Source organism: Pseudomonas sp. TH41, from assembly GCF_016650695.1.
Lineage (GTDB): Bacteria > Pseudomonadota > Gammaproteobacteria > Pseudomonadales > Pseudomonadaceae > Aquipseudomonas.
Genome location: NZ_JAEKFH010000004.1, coordinates 269,780 through 287,748, shown reverse-complemented (window position 1 = coordinate 287,748; position 17,969 = coordinate 269,780). Strand labels below are relative to the sequence as shown.

Genomic DNA, 17,969 nt, shown 5'->3' with positions numbered 1-17,969 from the left:
TCAGCCACGGTCTGCGTAGAAGCCCTGCAATTGAACCGAGCTTTCCGGTGTGCACGATCCGCCGTCGACGATAATGCTCTGCCCAGTGACGTAGCTCGCCTCATCGCTCGCCAGGTAGAGCATGGCGTGGGCGATGTCGTGGGGATGGCCGAGGCGTCCGATCGGCACTTGAGTGGCCATTTCCGCCTGCTCCTCGCGGCTGACCAGTTGGTCCATTGCTTGGGTGAGGATGTAACCGGGCTCAACGGCGTTGACGGTGATGCCATCCCGTGCGTATTCGAGCGAGGCGGCGCGGATGAACCCGTTCAGTCCGGCCTTGCTGGCCGCGTAGTGAGCCAGCAGCGGCATTGCCACACGTGGGCCGGTTACTGAAGACGTGAACAGGATGCGGCCATGACCGCGTTCGCGCATCGATGGCGTCACCGCCTGTGTCAGCCAGAAGGCAGCCTTCAGGTTCACCGTCAAGGTTTCTTCCAGTTGCGCGTCGGTCAGGTCGTCGATCGTCGCCATCGGGAATACCCCGGCGTTGTGCACCAGGACATCTAATGCACCGTGCTCTGCGAGTACCGCTTCGACCAGTTGTCTTGCGTTTTCGGCCGTACTGAGGTCGGTCTGCAACCATTGCGCTCGGCCGCCGTTGGCGACGATGTCGGCGACTACCTTGCGGCCTTTTTCAGCATTACGGGCCGCCACCACAACCTGAGCACCTGCTTTGGCGAACACTTCAGCGATGCCCTGGCCGATGCCTTGGCTGGCGCCGGTCACTAGGGCTACTTTTCCTTGCAAATTGAACATGTTTCACCTCTTGGTTGGCCAGGCCCGCGAGTGCGAGCCGTCGTATATCAATGGTTGGGCATTGGCTCTGCTTGGGCAGTGCCGCCATGGGTCTCGACAAATTTGGCGGCAAGATCGCACGCCAGTTCGGTCAAGAAGGGGGCGAGTTCTTTGGCAACGTCCGACCCTTCTCGGGTTTGCACCCAGCCCAGGTAAGTGAAGGCGCGCGCCATCATGAAGACCGGCAGTTTGGCCAGGACCTTCTCCGGCAGTGCGCGATGGGCTCGGTAGCCTTCGATCAGTGCGTCATGAGCAACGTTGAAGTTCGCATCCCGGCGGATGAAGTAAAGTGCTGTGGCCAGTTCGAACAGATGCCAGCCGAAACCAGAGTCATCGAAGTCCAGCAGGCGAACCGTATCGCCCGATATCATCAGGTTCTCCGGCACAAAATCGGCATGGATCAGACCGTAGTAGTCATCATGCTCGGGAGTCCGAGTTATTGCCTGCAGTTCGGAGCGCACAATGTCCCGGGCGGTCAAGATCAGCTGGCGTTGCTCCGCACTGAGACTACCCAGCTCCCAGAAGCGCCCCCAGAAGGGATCTTCGCCGGCCAGGCCTTCCGCGTCCCAGGCATGGCGCTTGAATCCCTCAGGCAGATGCCACTGCCTTCCGTGCTCATGGAGGCGTGCGGCGATGTTTCCGATAGTCCGGTAGGTGTGCTCGATCTGCTGTATATCGTCGCCGAGCCCGCCTTCAGCGGTACCGAGCTGGCAACCTTCGATCCACTCGAACAGGTCGATCTGCAGGATCTCTCCGGTCGAGGGAAGCGTGGCTAGAATGAACAGATCACCCTTGCTGGTCGGTACCACTACGGGCACTTCGATTCCGAATTGCTGTAACGCAGCCATCCACTGCAGCTCGGAACGTAGCGCTGCGTCTGAGTGGTAGCCGCCACGGTGCACACGAAGGGCGTAGCGGTGTCCATTTGTCGTCTCGACTGTGAATACCGCGTTTTCCCGGTACTTGATCAGGGCGATGTCAAGGCAGTCCATGTCCCAGTGATGCAACGACGCCCGTGCCAGGCCTTGCAGATTAGCCAGCATCTGCTCTTGGTTGATTTCAATGTGTTCGCTCATGGGCGGCTCCTACAGGGTTGCCAGGCAATCGTCGAGGGTGTTGATGAACTGATCGGCGTGCTCGGTAGTGAAAGGCAGTGGTGGACGTACTTTAAGCACGTTGTCATTCGGCCCCAGGCGGCTGATCAGTACACCGCGATCCTTCATCAGGTTGACCAAATGTCTTGCCAGGTCACTCGCCGGCTTTTTGCGCTCACGGTCCAGTACCAGCTCAATGCCGAAGAACAGCCCAGAGCCACGGACGTCGCCGATTACCTCGTGGCGCTGCTGGAGTGTGAGGAGACCTTTGAGCGTATGCTCGCCAACTTGAGCGGCGTGTTCGACCAGTCGTTCTTCCTGGATGACGTCCAGTACCGCCAGTCCTGCTGCGCAGGAGACCGGGTTTCCACCGAAGGTGTTGAAGTACATCACCTGCTCGCGGAAGGGGTTTACGATGTCTGCTCGTGACACCACTGCGCCGATCGGATGGCCGTTGCCCATGGGTTTGCCCATGGTGACGATGTCCGGGACGACGCCGACCAGGTCCTGGCCCCACATCTGCCCGGTGCGACCGAAGCCCGACTGCACCTCGTCAAAGATCAGCAAGCCACCTGCCTCGCGAACCAGGCGAGCCACCTTTTGCACGTAGTCCGAGGGAGCGCCAGGCAGACCTTCATTAGCGAAGATTGGACAGATCAAGAGACCGGCGAAACCGACGCCATCTGCCTTTAGTGCCTCAATGGCCTTTGCGACTTCAGCAACGTAGGCATCGATCAGCGCCTCGCCATGCAGCCCGTCGAGCGGGCGATAGAGATCAGGGAACGGTACCGCACGCACGTTGGGGCTCCTTGAGAGTCCGCCGGTGAACATGGTCGATAGCTCATCCACTGCCGCTGTGTTGCCGTGGTAGGTGCAGTTCGAACAGATGATGCCCTTGGCACCGGTCGTCATCCTGGCCATACGCAAGGCCAGTTCGTTGGCTTCGCTACCAGTGCAGGTGAAGATGGTCATATCCAACGACGTGTCGAACGTCGCTGTCAGGCGTTCGGCGTAATTGACGACGTTCTCGTGCAGGTAGCGGGTATGTACGTTGAGTTGAGCTGCTTGCTTGCAGAGCGCGTCCACAACCCTGGGGTTACAATGCCCAACCACCGGCACGTTGTTATAGGCATCGAGATAGCGTTTGCCATCAGCGTCAAACAACCAGACGTCTTCACCGCGCACAATATGCAACGGCGTGTCATAGAAAAGTGGCGCAGCCTTGCCTAACAACTGATTTCTGCGCTGCAGCAATTCAGTATCGGTCACCATTCACTCCTTTTATTTTGATATCGGTTTTGCATGACAAAGAGAGGGTTTCAGTCGACCGCTCAAGTCCTGCGTCTGCAAAAAATTTGATGTCGAGACCTCAGTGGTGGTACCCAAGATACAAAGAGGAGAGGCGGGGGGGTTATCCAATATTGGCATGCGCCAAATAGGGGGTGCGGTGCTGCAGTGAAGAGTGCAGCGCTGTGATGCCCCCATCCGTATTTACAGCGTGCCCACGCTAGAGGGGGCACCAGGGCTCACTTGTCATGGATTGAGCCGGGCTGGGCTGAAGCCGTATTTCGAGTTTTCACCGATGTAACGCTGCGCTTTTAAAATCCGATGCCAAATTAGGCTAACGCGCGCCTTGCCGCCTTCGTACTCTAATTCCCGTGAGGACGCTCTGACACGTCTCTGGCGTTCGCTGGATAGTGGTGGACAGCTCCACCGGTTAATGACTATGAACCAAGCAATGGAAGAATAAGAAATGAATAAAAATATAGTGTTGTGTCCACTTGCTATCTCTATCAAGGCGATTATGTCGCCGAGTGCTGATGCATTCGTGATGACTAGGGCAATCCTAATTTAAAGCCCCGGTGGGACAACACGAAAGTTCAACAATGCCTTCCGAGTCGATGTCGATTTGGAAAAATTGAATTTCATAACCGTGTATTCACGATAGTCTCAGTAGGGACAATAACAATATGAACCAGATACGTGTGCCAGATGAAGTTTCAATGAGTACAGGCTCCGTAAAGGAAGCGTTGTCTACTCCTAAGAAGAAGTTAGGATTTCTGACAATGATGGCCATTTGTATGGGGGTAGTGGTTGTCCAGGGTTCGATGATATCGGCCACGCAAGGAATTGGTGTCGGGGGTATGGGTTTCATCGCTGCTTTGTGCATAGCTTTCGTACTGGCTCAGTTCAATGCCATGTCTTTTGCTGAATTGTCCTTGATGTTTCCGAATGCAGGGACGTTAGGCACTTATACGCAAAAAGCAATCGGTCACTTTCCAGCCATCGTTGCGGTATTCGCAGGTTATGTAGTCGTGGCGATGCTGGCACTACCGGCTGAAATGTTCCTTGTTGATGCAGTGATCAATAAACTCCTTCCTGGTGTTTTTCCGGAAAAAGTGATTCCGGTGGCTATCCTAGTATTATTGACAGTGACCAATCTGGTGGGCGCGGATGTTTTTGCCAAGGTGCAAAACCTCTTGGTATTTGTTCTGGTGTGTGCGCTGGTACTGTTAAGTCTATGTGCCTTGACTGGGCTGGCGCAGCCATCCCCATCTATCACTGGTACCCCGGTGGTATGGAGCTTTGCAACAGTGCAAGATGGTAGCTTTCTCGGGCTGATCGCTCTTGCGATGTGGCTGATGGTGGGTACAGAGTACATCTGCCCGATGATCAATGAGGTTCAAAAACCGGAACGCAACATTCCCCGTGTGATGAGTTTGGCACTGCTGGTAATGCTGGGAATTTTTTCCGCGTTTGCAATCGGTGCCAGCAATTATCTCAGCGTAGAGACACTGACCACTTCGCCGTTACCGTACGCCGATTACGCAAGTGCCGTTTTCGGTAAGGAAGGGCTTCTGATCGCCGCAGTAATGGGTATTACGGCGACCTGTAGCACTATTAACACCGTGTTGGCGGCTATACCACGGATGTTGCAGGGAATGGCTGAGAACGGTCAGGTGTTCCCGCAGTTGAAGCTAAAAATCAAGGGGACTGACACCCCTTGGGTCGCCATTCTTTTCATTTCAAGCATCGTCCTGTTGCCGTTCCTGTTCTTCAGTATGAGCTCGCTTATCACTCTGGTAATTGCAGCCTCCACCAGTTGGTTGCTGGCCTATGTGGTAGCCCATATCAACGTAATGGTGTTGCGTCGACGTCTTCCCGATTTTCCTCGCCCGTATCGAGCACCCTTTTATCCTCTGCCGCAAATCATAGGTGTCATGGGTATGGTGTACATCGCATTGAACAATTCACCGTCTCCGGACATGACAGCCATGGTTTATAAGATCACCGGTGGCATTCTATTGCTCGTCAGTGTGATCGCTGCCCTGTGGGTCAAGTTTTATATGAAGCGGCGTCTATTCGAGGCTGATTTCGATTGATAGTTGGACCGAGCGCCCTCTAGAGGGCGCTCGTTCGTTACAGATTCTCTTCATCCTGAATAGCGCAGTCATAGCCACCAAACGATGATTGTGCAATGGATGCTCTCTCGTGCGCAGATCGCGTAGATCGCCCGATCGCGAAAATGGATTGCGCACTCACCCTTGCCGGGGAACGACCAGTGAAGTTGGTCAGCGAGTTTCTCGGTTTGGGGCGTTCGTAATTAACGGTTCGAATCAAGCAATCGGTATTGCCCAAGGTACGGCGAAGCTAGCCTGTGAGCGACGTTGAGTTGGTGGTCGAAATCCAACACAAGATCAGCGAGTTGCCCAGCTATGGCTACCGTCGTGTCTGGGGATTGCTGCATCGCGCCTGTGTAACCCAGTTGCTCCCCGCGATCAACGTGAAGCGGGTTTGCCGGGCATGCCGAGAGCTTTGTGAAGACGATCAAGTGGGACTACGTGGAGCACATGCCCAGGCCGGGTCGAGAAACGGCGCTGCGAACCCGGCAATTGCCTTGAATTCTACAACGAGCAGCATCCGCCCAGCGCCTTGAAGAATCGCTCACCGAGGGAGTTCAGGCGCTTGGCCACCGCATCAATTTAACAGGAAGTTGGTGTCCGGTTTTGTAGGGGCAAGTCCACAGGACGTGAATCTGGAAGCTTGCAGCATTGAGGCGCGGTAGTCCTTGGGTGACTTTTCAAATTGTTTTTTGAAGGCTCTGCTGAAGTGTGCTGAATCCATGAATCCCCACTTATAGGCGATGGAGGTGATAGATTCACGCCCCAAGTGGGGGTTGCTAAGGTCGCTCGCACTCCGCAGTAGACGGGTGCGGAGAATATAGCGGCAAACACTGTCATTTTGATTCTCGAACAGCCGATATAGATGACGAACTGAAAGCTTCATTCGCTTGGCAATCTGCTCTGGCGACAGATTAGACTGATTTAGACCTTCATTTATCAAACGCTGCGCATACAAGTGCAGGCTATTACCTGGCGGGGAATCCCCATAGCAGCCAGTTTGATCTTGCTCCTCCAGGGCCGGGCAGAGGAGGGTGGTAATGGCATTCAGTGTGGCTTCGCACTCTTCATGTCCTGCGGAACTGGCCTGCTTATCCATATACAGCTGATCAATCAGTAATCCAAGAATGCGACCGGTGACGCAGCGTGCGGAGATCCTGCCAAAAAGCGCACGCTTGGCTCCAAGGGACTTCGCCACTGCCTCTCTAGGCAGGCGCAAGGAAGATTGCTCCACTAACCCAAGTGGGGATATTTCGCAGGCGCCTACAGAGTCCATGAGGATCATGTCTCCGGGAGCCAAGTGCAAAATAACGCCATTCTGGACGATACGACTGTATCCAGCGCGCTGACTCTTGATGAAGCAGTATCGGTCATCGTCACGGTCGGAGTTAGGAGTGCGCTTTATCAATCCTGCATTGGTCCTTAACTGTGCCAGCGTCAGACCCATGTGCTCCTTTGACGTCGCTTCACCAATGAAGAGGGCCCTGTTGTGGGCAAGCTGAGTCTGGTACGAGCCACAGAGTGATCGAATGGCGTGATTCCAGTTCTCGAGCGTGTCCAGCTCAGTCTGTTGGTTGTTCATGGCGATCGGCTCCAAATCGTTAATATGTTACTCAAATGCACGAGCAACAATGCAGCAAAGGATTAAGCACGCTTTGTGCCGCTTTTTCTCCTTTTGAGATGCGTGTCGTTTTCGCGCGTTGGAATAAGGAAAGGACAAAGAAGCGTTACTGCCAAGCGAGCAGATCAAGGCAATGCCGGTGGCGAGCATGCTGTCCGTCAAGAAGGCCCGGGGCCGCTGCCAAAACATCGGGAGCGAGGTAGTTGGCTCCCGTGTATGCAACGATCAGTGCGGGCATCAGGATGTAGATGTCTTGCGGGAAAGACCGGTTGCACTGATGCTACCTGCCGCCATCAGCAAAGGTTTGCATAGGTACCAGCGGCGTTTTTATGATGATTGGATGAACGATCGACGGCGATCATGCACACACAGCCGAATAGAACGAAGCGGGGCGACGCCGCGGCTGTCAGGGCGGTCCGGAGCGGGCCAACCTGGTCACAGGTCCAGCACCAGTCGATTGCCGAGCGATCCCGAGCAGCAGACGAACATGGTTTTGCCTGCTTGCCTTTCCGAGTCACTCAGAATGGAGTCGCGATGGTCGGGTGATCCTTCCAGTACCGGGACCTCGCAGGCACCGCAGATACCTTCCCGGCAGGAGTTCATGACTTCGATGCCCTGGCCGAGCAGTGCGTCGAGGATGGTCTGCCCGGATGTCACCTCTATCACCTTGCCGCTGCGTGCCAACTCGACGACGAATCCACCTTCCAGGGAAGCCTCGTGCTCGGCGCTGAACGATTCGAAATGTTTACGTTCGGCGGGCAGCTCCCGAGTCGCCTCTTTGAATGCCTCCAGCATTGCGACAGGGCCGCAGCAATAGAAGTGCGTGTGCTCGTTGTCTCGAGCCACGATAGCTTTCAGGTCAAGGAACTCTCCGTGTTCGCCCTCGGAGTAACAGGTATGGATAGCCCGGTTGAGCGGGTGTCCTTCCATAAGCTCCAAAAGTGCGGCGCAGTCTTTGCTGCGCACGCCGTAGTGCAATTCCCAATGGGCGTCGATTTCGGTCAGGCGTTGAGCCATCGACCAGATTGGTGTGATACCGATGCCGCCAGCGATGAGGATGCTGCGCCTTGCATTTTCAGCCAGCGGGAAGTTGTTTCGCGGCCCGGCAATGGTCAGTGTATCTCCGCAGTGCAGGTTTTTATGGATATAAATTGAGCCGCCGCGACCCTTTTCGTTCAGGGAAATGGCGATGACATAACGAGAGCGATCAGAGGGCGAGTTGAGAAGCGAATAGCTGCGTACCGGAGCACCCTCCATATGCAGATCGATATGCGCTCCCGCCGTGAACGGCGGCAAATCCTCGCCGCTGTGGCTGCGTAACTCGTAAGCCAAAATTCCTTTGGCTTCATGGGTGACGGATTTTACAAAAACTTCGAAGGTTTCATTGAGCGCGGGCATAGGTAAGTCTCGGTAATACACTCTTGAACGCTTGGCGCCGAAAGCGCCCCCATCAGGGAGAATCTTATTCACGTCAGCTCGCGCGGGGACGGGCCGGTGAGCTGACGACATTGGTCAGGCGAGGTCCGCCTGCCGTTGCTGGCGCTTTTCCTCAGCGAAGATTTTGATGTCTTTATCAGCAGGGATCACTTCGGCCAGCGCGCGCAGTGAGCGATAGTCGGTTTCCCCGGCTTGAACACAATCCTCACCAGCCTCGGATTTCCTGATGCGCTCCATCAACTCTCGACGTAGCCGTACGATCGCAAGGTCGCCACTTCCAAGAAACTCTCGGGTGCGGTCCACGATAGGGATGCTTTCCGCGACGGCGTAGTCTTCGAAGATGACCCCAGGCACGCCACTCCAGCTTTCCCCTTTGCGCATGGCTTCGCGGTCTTGTCCGTAGTTGGGGGTGCCTTGACGTGAGGCTGCAAAATTGTCGTCATTGTCGTCGGTACACATCAGCGCGAAGTCCGGCAGATTGCTTTCGATCGGTTGGCGCTTGTCCCAGTAGACGTACCATTGCAGTGAACGTGTGTTGTTTACCGGGATGACCATGATCACGAAGCCTGCCTCGGCCTCGGTTGTGCCGATGAACGCAGTGCCTGGTGAGACGAACTCGGTCACTCGCAGATAGTTCTTTTCTTCGGGCATGGTGCGAACCGAAAAGGAGCGCAATCCATAGGGTTTGGATTCAAGAACGTATTTTGGAGTGTCGTTACCGGTAACCAATTGCAGACCTGCCTGAGGCAAGTTCTTGTCGGCCGTGGTGTCGTTGTGCAATAGGCCAATATGTGCGGAATCGAGCAGGGTCTCGACATTTTGCAGCCAGTTGGCTTCGTTATAGGAGGCACGTGGCCGAGTGTGCTCGCGAGTCAGGTAGGTGAAGGCGTAATCATTGAATTTGGGTGGCGCGCCCTCAGCGAGGTACACCCAGACAATGCCACCGGCTTCTTTGACGGCGAAACCTTGGCCCTTCACTTTGCTGCAGAAACTTTGATCTTGTTCTGTGGGCATGCGGGTGCATTGGCCGTCTGCGTCGAAACTCCAGCCATGGAATATGCAGGTCAGACGATTATTTTCATTTCGACCCAGTGCCAGTGAAACGCCTCGGTGCGGGCAGGCTTCGAAAAGGAATCCAACCTTGCCATCGTCGCCACGAAAAGCCACGTACCGCTCGCAAAGCAACTCAACCTTCTGCGGAGTTCCACCGGCTTCCAGCGCCTCGCTACGAAGCGCGGGAAGCCAATGTTTTTTCCAGAAGCGATGCAAGGGCGTGCCAGGGGATACATCAGTCAAAAGGCGGTTTTGTTCAGCGGTCAGCATGGGGGGCTCTCCTTATTTTTGTGGCATTGCCGCTGGCATTCCAAGACAAGGCCGGGTGCCAGAAAAGCAGGTTTGACTTAACTGTTAACTATCTTAGTTGTTAAGATAAATCGAGGTTAACGCTGGTCGTGACGAGCGTCAAGCGTTTTGGTTAACATGTTAAATAGGTGTTGGTGCGAAGGTTTTCAGTACGGGGCAAGGTGAGCGCGTGTCCTGAGGTATCATCGCCTAACCGCTACCCGATGGAATTCCGATGAACGATATTCTTTCCCCCTCTGCGAGCCCTGAAGCAATTGCCCTGGCGTGGCGCAAAGAGCGCCCCGACCTCAATCACGACGGATTGGCGATAACTTTGCGTATTCGCAGTCTCTCCATGCTCATCGACAGACATATTTCGCAAATAGCCGACGACCTCGCACTGGACCATAAGGACCTGATGCTGCTGTTTGCGCTCAGGAGAAGTGGCAAACCCTATTGCATGCGGCCAACGGATATTTTCCGCCTGCTTCGGGTGACCTCGGGAGCCGCCACCTACCGGGCAGATCGGCTAGTAGAAAAGGGAGTGGCTCAACGCATTTACGATCCTGAAGATCGACGCAGCCAACTCATTCAACTGAGTGATGAGGGAATGCGGTTGGTTGATATCGCGATTACCCGACTGGCCGAGACGAGTCTTGAATGCCTGGAGCAATTGACCCATGAGCGAGGCGAACTTGATCAACTCGGCCATCTGTTGCATGTGGTCGAAGCAGGATGGTTGCAGGCGACACCCGAGGACAGCAATCCGCTAGCGCGTACTGAGAAGCCCGTGCGTAAAGTTCCAGCAAAGACAGGTGCGAAGAAGGCGTCGGCCGAAATCATTTCAGGGAGAGAGTGAATCGCAATAGACAAACGTTGGCAAAGGATGTTGGCGCAGTCGCCCAAAAAGACAGAGCGTAGGGCGGCCATTCTTTAGTTGCATCTGTGTAGTCTAATGAAATATGTGATCACCCCTATTTTTCCGATTTCAGGATGCGTTTGAGATGCGCAAACCACATTTCGACCTTTTTACTTTCGTGGCGAGAGTGCTGATACGCTGGCGTTGCTGCGATGCGCCGAGCCACATCACAGGCGGCTTCATGGACGCTGCGTGCGATCTTGCGAAACGCAGTGTTCGGGCAGCACTTGGCTTTCATCGGACACGCTACGCAATCTGTCTGCCGACGTGCGAACGCTCGTTCTTAAAGGCTCGCCATTCGCTGCGCAGCGCGTTGCCGGCCTGGCAGCGATATTCTTCAGCCTCTTCATTCCAGCGGAAATCGATGCTCGAAAAATTGTCGCTCTTGCCTTCGGTTTTGTCCCACACCGGCACATGCGGCTCGATGTCTTTTTCCTCCACCGTCCAGCCAGCATCGGCGTTGTACCGTAAGCAGTGTCGCCGATGAGGCGTTCCGGCTTGATGTGCTTATGCCATCGATGGCATTCGCTAAATCAATCTTGTTGGTCGCAGTAGCGCTATTGGCAGGGCCATCTGTATGTCTTTCTTCTGCATCGTACTGGCCTCGATGTGGGTTGTAATACATTGCGAATCCACTGCTCGTTTGGTTGTGACGCATCGCGGCCAACGCCAGTGCATTGCCGGCACGGTACATGTGTCGTAGATATTCAAGTCGGTGTAATGGGGGAATATTCAAGTCCATCAACGTACTCCCTCGAAGGGGGCTCTGTAGAACACTCCAACGGCTGTTCAACGATCGTGAAAAAAGTCCAAATAATTTTAAAAGCTTATGCCCACAGAGGGATTTTTCTCAGGCCATGATCTGATCCGCAACACCACTCCTCAGCTAAGTCTTTGCTTCTGTTCACTAATCCCGGACAATCGCGCCCCTGTTTCGGTCAGGACGCTGCCTGTCGGATTTTTCCGACTCGTTCTGACCGGGTAGCAAATGACCGGAATGCGGAGATCCCACCGGATGAATGATCAGGCCAATAGCGTCGACGAACGCTATGTAGCGGCGACACCAGCGACTCTTTCGAACTGGAATCGCCATGACACCACATGGATGCTGGGCCTGTTTGGCACGGCCATCGGCGCCGGCACCCTGTTTTTGCCGATCAACGCGGGGCTTGGCGGCTTCTGGCCGTTGCTGGTCCTGGCGGTGTTGGCGTTCCCCATGACGTTTTACGCGCACCGTGGCCTGACCCGCTTCGTGTTGTCCGGTCGCGAAGGCGCGGACATCACCGAAGTGGTTGAAGAACACTTCGGCATCAAGGCGGGTGCGCTGATCACCTTGCTGTATTTCTTCGCGATTTTCCCGATCCTGTTGATCTACAGCGTGGCGCTGACCAACACCGTGGGCAGTTTCCTCGAACATCAACTGCACATCATGCCGCCACCGCGCGCCGTGCTGTCGCTCGTGCTGATCGTTGGCCTGCTGGCTGTGGTGCGTTGCGGCGAGCAAGCGATCGTCAAGGCCATGAGCCTGATGGTCTATCCGTTCATCGTTGCGCTGCTGTTTTTGGCGGTGTTCCTGATTCCTCACTGGAACGGCGGCATCCTCGCGACCGCATCGACCCTGCCTGAGCCGTCGGCGCTGCTGCACACCTTGTGGCTGGCGATTCCGGTGATGGTGTTCTCGTTCAACCACTCACCGATCATCTCGGCGTTCGCCGTGGATCAGAAACGTCGTTACGGTGAGCACGCCGAGGAGCGCAGTTCGCAAATCCTGTCCCGCGCCCACGCCTTGATGGTGGTGATGGTGCTGTTCTTCGTCTTTAGCTGTGTGTTGACCCTGTCGCCTGCACAACTGGCCGAGGCCAAGGCGCAGAACTTGTCGATCCTGTCGTACCTGGCCAACCACTTCAGCAACCCGACCATCGCCTTCGCGGCGCCGTTGATTGCGTTCGTGGCCATTTCCAAGTCGTTCCTGGGCCACTACATTGGCGCCAGTGAAGGCCTCAAGGGCTTGATTGTAAAAAGCGGCAAACGCCCGGCGCCGAAGACGCTGAACCGTATGACTGCCGGGTTCATGCTGGTGGTCTGCTGGATCGTTGCGACGCTGAACCCGAGCATTCTCGGGATGATCGAAACCCTTGGCGGGCCGGTTATCGCGGCGATCCTGTTCCTGATGCCGATGTACGCGGTCCGTAAGGTACCGGCCATGGCGCGTTATCGCGGTCAGGCGTCCAACGTCTTCGTGACGGCGGTGGGCCTGGTGGCTATCTCGGCGTTGATCTATTCGTTGACGGCGTAGAAACATAAGATCAAAAGATCGCAGCCTGCGGCAGCTCCTACAGGTGTACGCCAATCCATGCAGGAGCTGCCGAAGGCTGCGATCTTTTGGGGCATGAAAATGCTCGGCGCCTGACCCAGAACACACATCCCTCGAGATTAGCGACTAAGCTGTGGACTGCATCAGCGCGGCGTAGAGCCCTTTCTCTGGAGACGCTTCATGGCAGGTGCTCACGGCGAATCGACAAATCCCCGCGCCGATACGCCAAACCGATGGCTGGACGTCTTGGCCGGGTTATCGATTGCCGGCTTGTTGTTGCCCGAGGCCGTTGCTTATTCAAGCATTGCCGCGTTGCCGCCACAGACCGGGGTCATCGCGTTGTTTGCCGGCCTGCTGTGCTACGGCCTATTAGGCACCAGCCGCTTTGCCATCGTTTCCGCGACCTCATCTTCGGCAGCGGTCCTGGCCGCCGCCACCGCCACGCTGGCCAATGGTGACCCGGGCTTGCGCATGACCTTGGCGATTGGCCTGGTGTTGGTGACCGGTGGTTTCTTCCTCCTGGCCGGCCTGCTCAAGCTCGGCAGCATCACTTCATTTATCGCCAAACCGGTGCTGCGCGGCTTTGCGTTGGGCCTGGCCATTACCATCATCCTCAAACAGGTCGCGAGCGCCGTCGATGTGCACTTGGACAGCGGCAACCTGATTCGACTCATGCCGCAATTGCTGGAGCAATTGCCCCAGTGGAATCGGGTCGGCGCGCTCGTGACGGTCGTGTCATTGCTGGTGTTGTGGCTGTGTGCACGCGTGCGGCGTTTACCGGGTGGGTTGCTGGTGGTGGCGCTCGGTATTGCGGCTGGCCAATGGCTGGATTTGTCGGCCCACGGAGTGAAGCTGATCGGCGTGATCGATTTACGCCTGGACGTGCCTCATTTGCCGGTGTTGCCGTTTGCTGATTGGTTGCGTCTGGGGGAGTTGGCGTTTGCCATGGTGATGATTCTGTATGCCGAATCCTATGGATCGATCAGCTCCTTTGCGCTCAAACACGGCGACCGGGTGTCCTCGAACCGTGACCTGTTGGCCCTCGGTGCGGCCAATCTGCTGTCGGGCTTGTTCCATGGCATGCCTGCGGGTGCAGGCTACTCCGCGACCTCGGCCAATGAGGCTGCGGGGGCAGGTTCGCGGATGGCGGGTGCCGTAGCGGCGGGGGTGGTGTTGCTGATCGTCTTGACGGCGTTGCCTTACATCGCACTGACGCCCGAGCCGGTGCTGGCCGCTATCGTCATTCACGCCTTGGCCCGAGGCTTGAGTCTGCAACCATTGGGGCGCTATTTCATTTGGCGCCGCGACCGCCTGCTGGTGATCTGCGCGGTGGCAGCGGTGCTGGTGCTTGGCGTGCTGGACGGTTTGTTGGTAGCGGTGGTGATCAGCGTGGTGCTGATGCTCAAACAGATGTCATCGGCGGATATTCAAGTGCTGGGGCAAATGGCTGGCGGTCACGATTTTGTCGACCTGAGCCGCCATCCTCAAGCCAGGGAAATACCCGGCGTGCTGATTGTCAGGCCGAGTGAAGCGCTGTTTTTCGCCAATGTGGAGCGCATTCTGGGCGGCGCCTTGCACTTGGCTCGCCACGCCTCGCCGCCGATTCATACGATTATTTTGAGCCTGGAAGAATCTCCGGACCTGGACGGCACGAGCATCGAAGCGCTGGAAGCTTTCTTTTTGCGGGTGCGTGCCGAAGACACATTACTGATTCTGGCGCGGCTCAAGGACCAGGCTAAAGGCGTTCTCGCGCTGTTGCCGGCGCAGGAGCTGGAGCAGGTGATTCTCAGTGATTTGAGTGTCGACGGTGCGGTGCAGCAAGCACTCAAGTCTTTCTCATAACCTGTGGGAGCGAGCTTGCTCGCGAAGGACGTTAACGATAACGCGTTCTTCCTGAATAAACGCGTTGCTCTCAAGTCCATCGCGAGCAAGCTCGCTCCTACACTTCCAGTCCACATACAAGATTCTATGTTGAGGGTTCCCCTGCAACATAGAATCTCCCACAGGTTGTGCGGTGCACAACATGCAGGCATAAAAAAACGCCGCCCCTCGTAAAAGGGGCGGCGTTTTTTATCGCGTTGTAACGTTAGGCTTGAACGACCGGAATGTTGGCGTTCGCAGCGGCTTCACGGAACTCGGCGATCTGGTCGAAGGACAGGTAGCGGTAAACATCGGCCGCCATGCTGTCGATCTTGCCAGCGTACTCCATGTACTCCTCGACGGTCGGCAGGCGACCCAGGATGGAAGCAACAGACGCCAGCTCGGCCGAAGCCAGGTAGACGTTCGCGCCGTCACCCAGACGGTTCGGGAAGTTACGGGTCGACGTCGACACCACGGTGGAGTTCGGCTCTACACGGGCCTGGTTACCCATGCACAGCGAGCAGCCTGGCATTTCCATGCGTGCGCCAGCCTTGCCGTAGATGCCGTAGTAGCCTTCTTCGGTCAACTGGTGAGCATCCATCTTGGTCGGCGGCGACAGCCACAGACGGGTTGGAAGCTGACCCTTGACCTGTTCCAGCAACTTGCCGGCCGCGCGGAAGTGACCGATGTTGGTCATGCACGAACCGATGAACACTTCGTCGATCTTCTCGCCAGCAACGCTGGAGAGCAGACGGGCGTCGTCCGGATCGTTTGGCGCGCAGAGCACAGGCTCTTTGATGTCGGCCAGGTCGATTTCGATGATTTCAGCGTATTCGGCGTCAGCATCGGCCACCATCAACTCAGGATTGGCGATCCAGGCTTCCATCGCTTGAGCACGACGTTCCAGGGTGCGCACATCGCCGTAGCCTTCGCCGATCATCCAGCGCAGCAGGGTGATGTTGGAGCTCAGGTACTCGGTGATCGACTCTTTCGACAGCTTGATGGTGCAACCGGCAGCCGAACGTTCGGCCGAGGCGTCGGACAGCTCGAAAGCCTGTTCGATGCTCAGGTTGTCCAGGCCTTCGATTTCCAGGATGCGGCCGGAGAAGGCGTTCTTCTTGCCTTTCTTCTCGACGGTCAACAGGCCAGCCTGAATCGCGAAGTAAGGAATGGCGTGAACCAGGTCGCGCAGGGTGACGCCCGGTTGCATTTTGCCTTTGAAGCGCACCAGGATCGATTCCGGCATGTCCAGCGGCATGACGCCGGTGGCTGCAGCGAACGCAACCAGACCGGAACCGGCCGGGAACGAAATGCCCATCGGGAAACGGGTGTGGGAGTCACCACCAGTACCGACGGTGTCCGGCAGCAGCATGCGGTTCAGCCAGCTGTGGATGATGCCGTCGCCCGGACGCAGGGAAACGCCGCCGCGGGTCATGATGAAGTCTGGCAGGGTGTGGTGGGTGGTCACGTCGATCGGCTTAGGGTAAGCCGCGGTGTGGCAGAAGGACTGCATGACCAGATCAGCGGAGAAGCCCAGGCACGCCAGGTCTTTCAGTTCGTCACGGGTCATCGGACCAGTGGTGTCCTGGGAACCGACGGTGGTCATCTTCGGTTCGCAGTAGGTGCCTGGACGCACACCGGCTACGCCGCACGCCTTACCGACCATTTTCTGCGCCAGGGTGAAGCCCTTGGTGCTTTCGATCGGGGCATCCGGTTTTTTGAACAGGTCGAACGCTGGCAGACCCAGTTCGGCGCGAGCCTTATCGGTCAGGCCACGGCCGATGATCAGCGGGATACGACCGCCGGCACGGACTTCGTCCAATAGCACAGGGGTCTTCATTTCGAAGGTAGTGATGACTTCGTCGGTACCGTGCTTGCAGACTTTGCCAGCGTGCGGGTACAGGTCGATCACGTCGCCCATGTTGATGTTGGTCACATCAAATTCGATTGGCAGTGCGCCGGCATCTTCCATGGTGTTGTAGAAGATCGGAGCGATCTTGCTGCCGAAGCAGAAGCCGCCGGCACGCTTGTTCGGCACGAAAGGCACGTCGTCGCCGAAGAACCACAGCACCGAGTTGGTGGCCGATTTACGCGACGAACCGGTACCGACCACGTCACCGACGTAGGCGATCGGGAAGCCGCTGTTGCGCATTTCTTCGATCTGCTTCATCGGACCGATGGAGCCTTGCACGTCCGGCACGATGCCGTCGCGAGCCATTTTCAGCATGGCCAGGGCATGCAGCGGAATGTCTGGGCGGGACCAGGCGTCCGGGGCAGGGGACAGGTCATCGGTGTTGGTTTCGCCGGTGACCTTGAACACGCGCAGGCTGATCTTGTCGGCCAGCACAGGGCGGTTTTTGAACCACTCGCCATCAGCCCAGGATTGCAGCACGCCTTTAGCGTGAACGTTACCGTTCTTGGCTCGTTCCGCAACGTCGTGGAAGGCGTCGAACATCAGCAGGGTGTGCTTGAGTTCTTTGGCAGCCACTGGCGCCAGTTCGGCGTCGTCCAGCAGGTTAACCAGGGTCACGATGTTGTAGCCGCCCTGCATGGTGCCGAGCAGTTCAACAGCGCGTTTCTTGTCGATCAGAGGGGATTTGGCTTCGCCTTTCGCGAGGGCAGACAGGAAGCCGGCCTTTACATAGGCTGCTTCGTCCACGCCTGGCGGAACGCGATTGGTGATCAGGTCAACGAGGAAAGCTTCTTCGCCAGCCGGAGGATTCTTCAGCAGCTCGACCAGGCCTGCAGTTTGTTCGGCGTTAAGCGGCTGGGGAACGATACCCAGTGCTGCGCGCTCTTCGATATGTTTGCGGTAGGCTTCAAGCACAGTTATTACCCTCATCAGTGGTCCCAAATGGGTGTCCGGGACGCTCATCCCGAAATTGCCGTACTCATGCGCTGCGTGGCGTTGTGGGCCACTTAGCCAGAATTACCGACAATTCCTTACAGAAGCTGCTTTCAAAGTTTTACGCCTGCAGAACGGGAGCTGATGAGGGTTGGCGTTGGGCTTTTCCCCGCTGGAAAAACCCTTCGCCAACACCGCTCTGAAGGAACGACTGTGCTCGTGACGCTTTGAAAACAGCTTCTAACGGACATTGGCGCCTTAAAAGGCTGGCTGATTCTACGGCAAAAAAAAATTAAAGGTAAG

Annotated in this window: 11 protein-coding genes and 2 pseudogenes; 5 read left to right on the top strand and 8 right to left on the bottom strand. The window is 56.5% G+C overall.

What is annotated here, in order from left to right:
- From JFU37_RS18010 to JFU37_RS18000, 3 genes are read right to left on the bottom strand one after another with little or no spacing between them, the layout of a single operon-like run.
- Positions 1-795, bottom strand: coding sequence for an SDR family oxidoreductase (locus JFU37_RS18010; protein ID WP_201116932.1), 795 nt, complete (start codon positions 793-795; stop codon positions 1-3).
- Positions 796-842: 47 nt separating this feature from the next.
- Positions 843-1,910 carry a phosphotransferase enzyme family protein gene (locus JFU37_RS18005; RefSeq protein WP_201116930.1) on the bottom strand — a complete coding sequence of 356 codons (1,068 nt, stop codon included), beginning with the start codon at positions 1,908-1,910 and terminating at the stop codon, positions 843-845.
- Between the two features lie 9 nt (positions 1,911-1,919).
- Positions 1,920-3,197: an aspartate aminotransferase family protein gene (locus JFU37_RS18000; protein ID WP_446739548.1), complete on the bottom strand. Its 1,278-nt coding sequence runs from the start codon at positions 3,195-3,197 to the stop codon at positions 1,920-1,922.
- A gap of 701 nt (positions 3,198-3,898) precedes the next feature.
- Between JFU37_RS18000 and JFU37_RS17995 the strand changes: the two genes are divergently transcribed.
- Both JFU37_RS17995 and JFU37_RS30720 read left to right on the top strand, forming a co-directional pair.
- Entirely contained in the window at positions 3,899-5,311 is a 1,413-nt protein-coding gene (locus JFU37_RS17995; RefSeq protein ID WP_242485770.1) for an APC family permease, read from the top strand.
- Between the two features lie 417 nt (positions 5,312-5,728).
- Positions 5,729-5,915 (top strand): annotated as a pseudogene (locus JFU37_RS30720) (IS3 family transposase); the annotation flags it as partial.
- On the opposite strand, the gene feaR reads toward JFU37_RS30720, so the two are convergent.
- The 3 genes from feaR to JFU37_RS17980 all read right to left on the bottom strand — a co-directional run bounded on the left by feaR (position 5,907) and on the right by JFU37_RS17980 (position 9,710).
- The gene (gene feaR / locus JFU37_RS17990) at positions 5,907-6,911 is read right to left on the bottom strand and encodes a transcriptional regulator FeaR (RefSeq protein WP_201116924.1); all 1,005 of its coding nucleotides are present in this window, start codon (positions 6,909-6,911) and stop codon (positions 5,907-5,909) included. The pseudogene JFU37_RS30720 and the gene feaR overlap by 9 nt on opposite strands.
- A 474-nt stretch (positions 6,912-7,385) precedes the next feature.
- Complete coding sequence (locus JFU37_RS17985; protein ID WP_201116923.1) at positions 7,386-8,348, bottom strand: PDR/VanB family oxidoreductase; 963 nt, start codon at positions 8,346-8,348, stop codon at positions 7,386-7,388.
- Positions 8,349-8,462: 114 nt separating this feature from the next.
- The gene (locus JFU37_RS17980) at positions 8,463-9,710 is read right to left on the bottom strand and encodes a Rieske 2Fe-2S domain-containing protein (protein ID WP_201116922.1); all 1,248 of its coding nucleotides are present in this window, start codon (positions 9,708-9,710) and stop codon (positions 8,463-8,465) included.
- 253 nt (positions 9,711-9,963) lie between these two features.
- Here JFU37_RS17980 and JFU37_RS17975 point away from each other — a divergent pair, with 253 nt between their 5' ends.
- Positions 9,964-10,587, top strand: a complete 624-nt coding sequence (locus tag JFU37_RS17975) for a MarR family winged helix-turn-helix transcriptional regulator (protein ID WP_201116918.1) — start codon at positions 9,964-9,966, stop codon at positions 10,585-10,587.
- Between the two features lie 118 nt (positions 10,588-10,705).
- On the opposite strand, the pseudogene JFU37_RS17970 reads toward JFU37_RS17975, so the two are convergent.
- Positions 10,706-11,150: pseudogene (locus tag JFU37_RS17970) on the bottom strand (IS5/IS1182 family transposase); the annotation flags it as partial.
- 512 nt (positions 11,151-11,662) lie between these two features.
- On the opposite strand from JFU37_RS17970, the gene JFU37_RS17965 reads away from it, so the two are divergent.
- Together JFU37_RS17965 and JFU37_RS17960 are read left to right on the top strand one after the other, a co-directional pair.
- Positions 11,663-12,943, top strand: a complete 1,281-nt coding sequence (locus JFU37_RS17965) for a serine/threonine transporter (protein ID WP_201116917.1) — start codon at positions 11,663-11,665, stop codon at positions 12,941-12,943.
- A gap of 198 nt (positions 12,944-13,141) precedes the next feature.
- Positions 13,142-14,803: a SulP family inorganic anion transporter gene (locus JFU37_RS17960; RefSeq protein WP_201116916.1), complete on the top strand. Its 1,662-nt coding sequence runs from the start codon at positions 13,142-13,144 to the stop codon at positions 14,801-14,803.
- Positions 14,804-15,047: 244 nt separating this feature from the next.
- Here JFU37_RS17960 and acnB read toward each other — a convergent pair whose 3' ends face one another.
- Positions 15,048-17,648, bottom strand: coding sequence for a bifunctional aconitate hydratase 2/2-methylisocitrate dehydratase (gene acnB, locus JFU37_RS17955; RefSeq protein ID WP_201117140.1), 2,601 nt, complete (start codon positions 17,646-17,648; stop codon positions 15,048-15,050).
- Between the last annotated feature and the right edge of the window lie 321 nt (positions 17,649-17,969).

Coding starts and splice junctions, on each gene's coding strand:
- JFU37_RS17965 (WP_201116917.1), top strand. CDS start 11,663: ATGAATGATCAGGCCAATAGCGTCGACGAACGCTATGTAGCGGCGACA.
- JFU37_RS18010 (WP_201116932.1), bottom strand. CDS start 795: ATGTTCAATTTGCAAGGAAAAGTAGCCCTAGTGACCGGCGCCAGCCAA.
- JFU37_RS17975 (WP_201116918.1), top strand. CDS start 9,964: ATGAACGATATTCTTTCCCCCTCTGCGAGCCCTGAAGCAATTGCCCTG.
- feaR (WP_201116924.1), bottom strand. CDS start 6,911: ATGAACAACCAACAGACTGAGCTGGACACGCTCGAGAACTGGAATCAC.
- JFU37_RS17995 (WP_242485770.1), top strand. CDS start 3,899: ATGAACCAGATACGTGTGCCAGATGAAGTTTCAATGAGTACAGGCTCC.
- JFU37_RS17985 (WP_201116923.1), bottom strand. CDS start 8,348: ATGCCCGCGCTCAATGAAACCTTCGAAGTTTTTGTAAAATCCGTCACC.
- JFU37_RS17980 (WP_201116922.1), bottom strand. CDS start 9,710: ATGCTGACCGCTGAACAAAACCGCCTTTTGACTGATGTATCCCCTGGC.
- JFU37_RS17960 (WP_201116916.1), top strand. CDS start 13,142: ATGGCAGGTGCTCACGGCGAATCGACAAATCCCCGCGCCGATACGCCA.
- JFU37_RS18005 (WP_201116930.1), bottom strand. CDS start 1,910: ATGAGCGAACACATTGAAATCAACCAAGAGCAGATGCTGGCTAATCTG.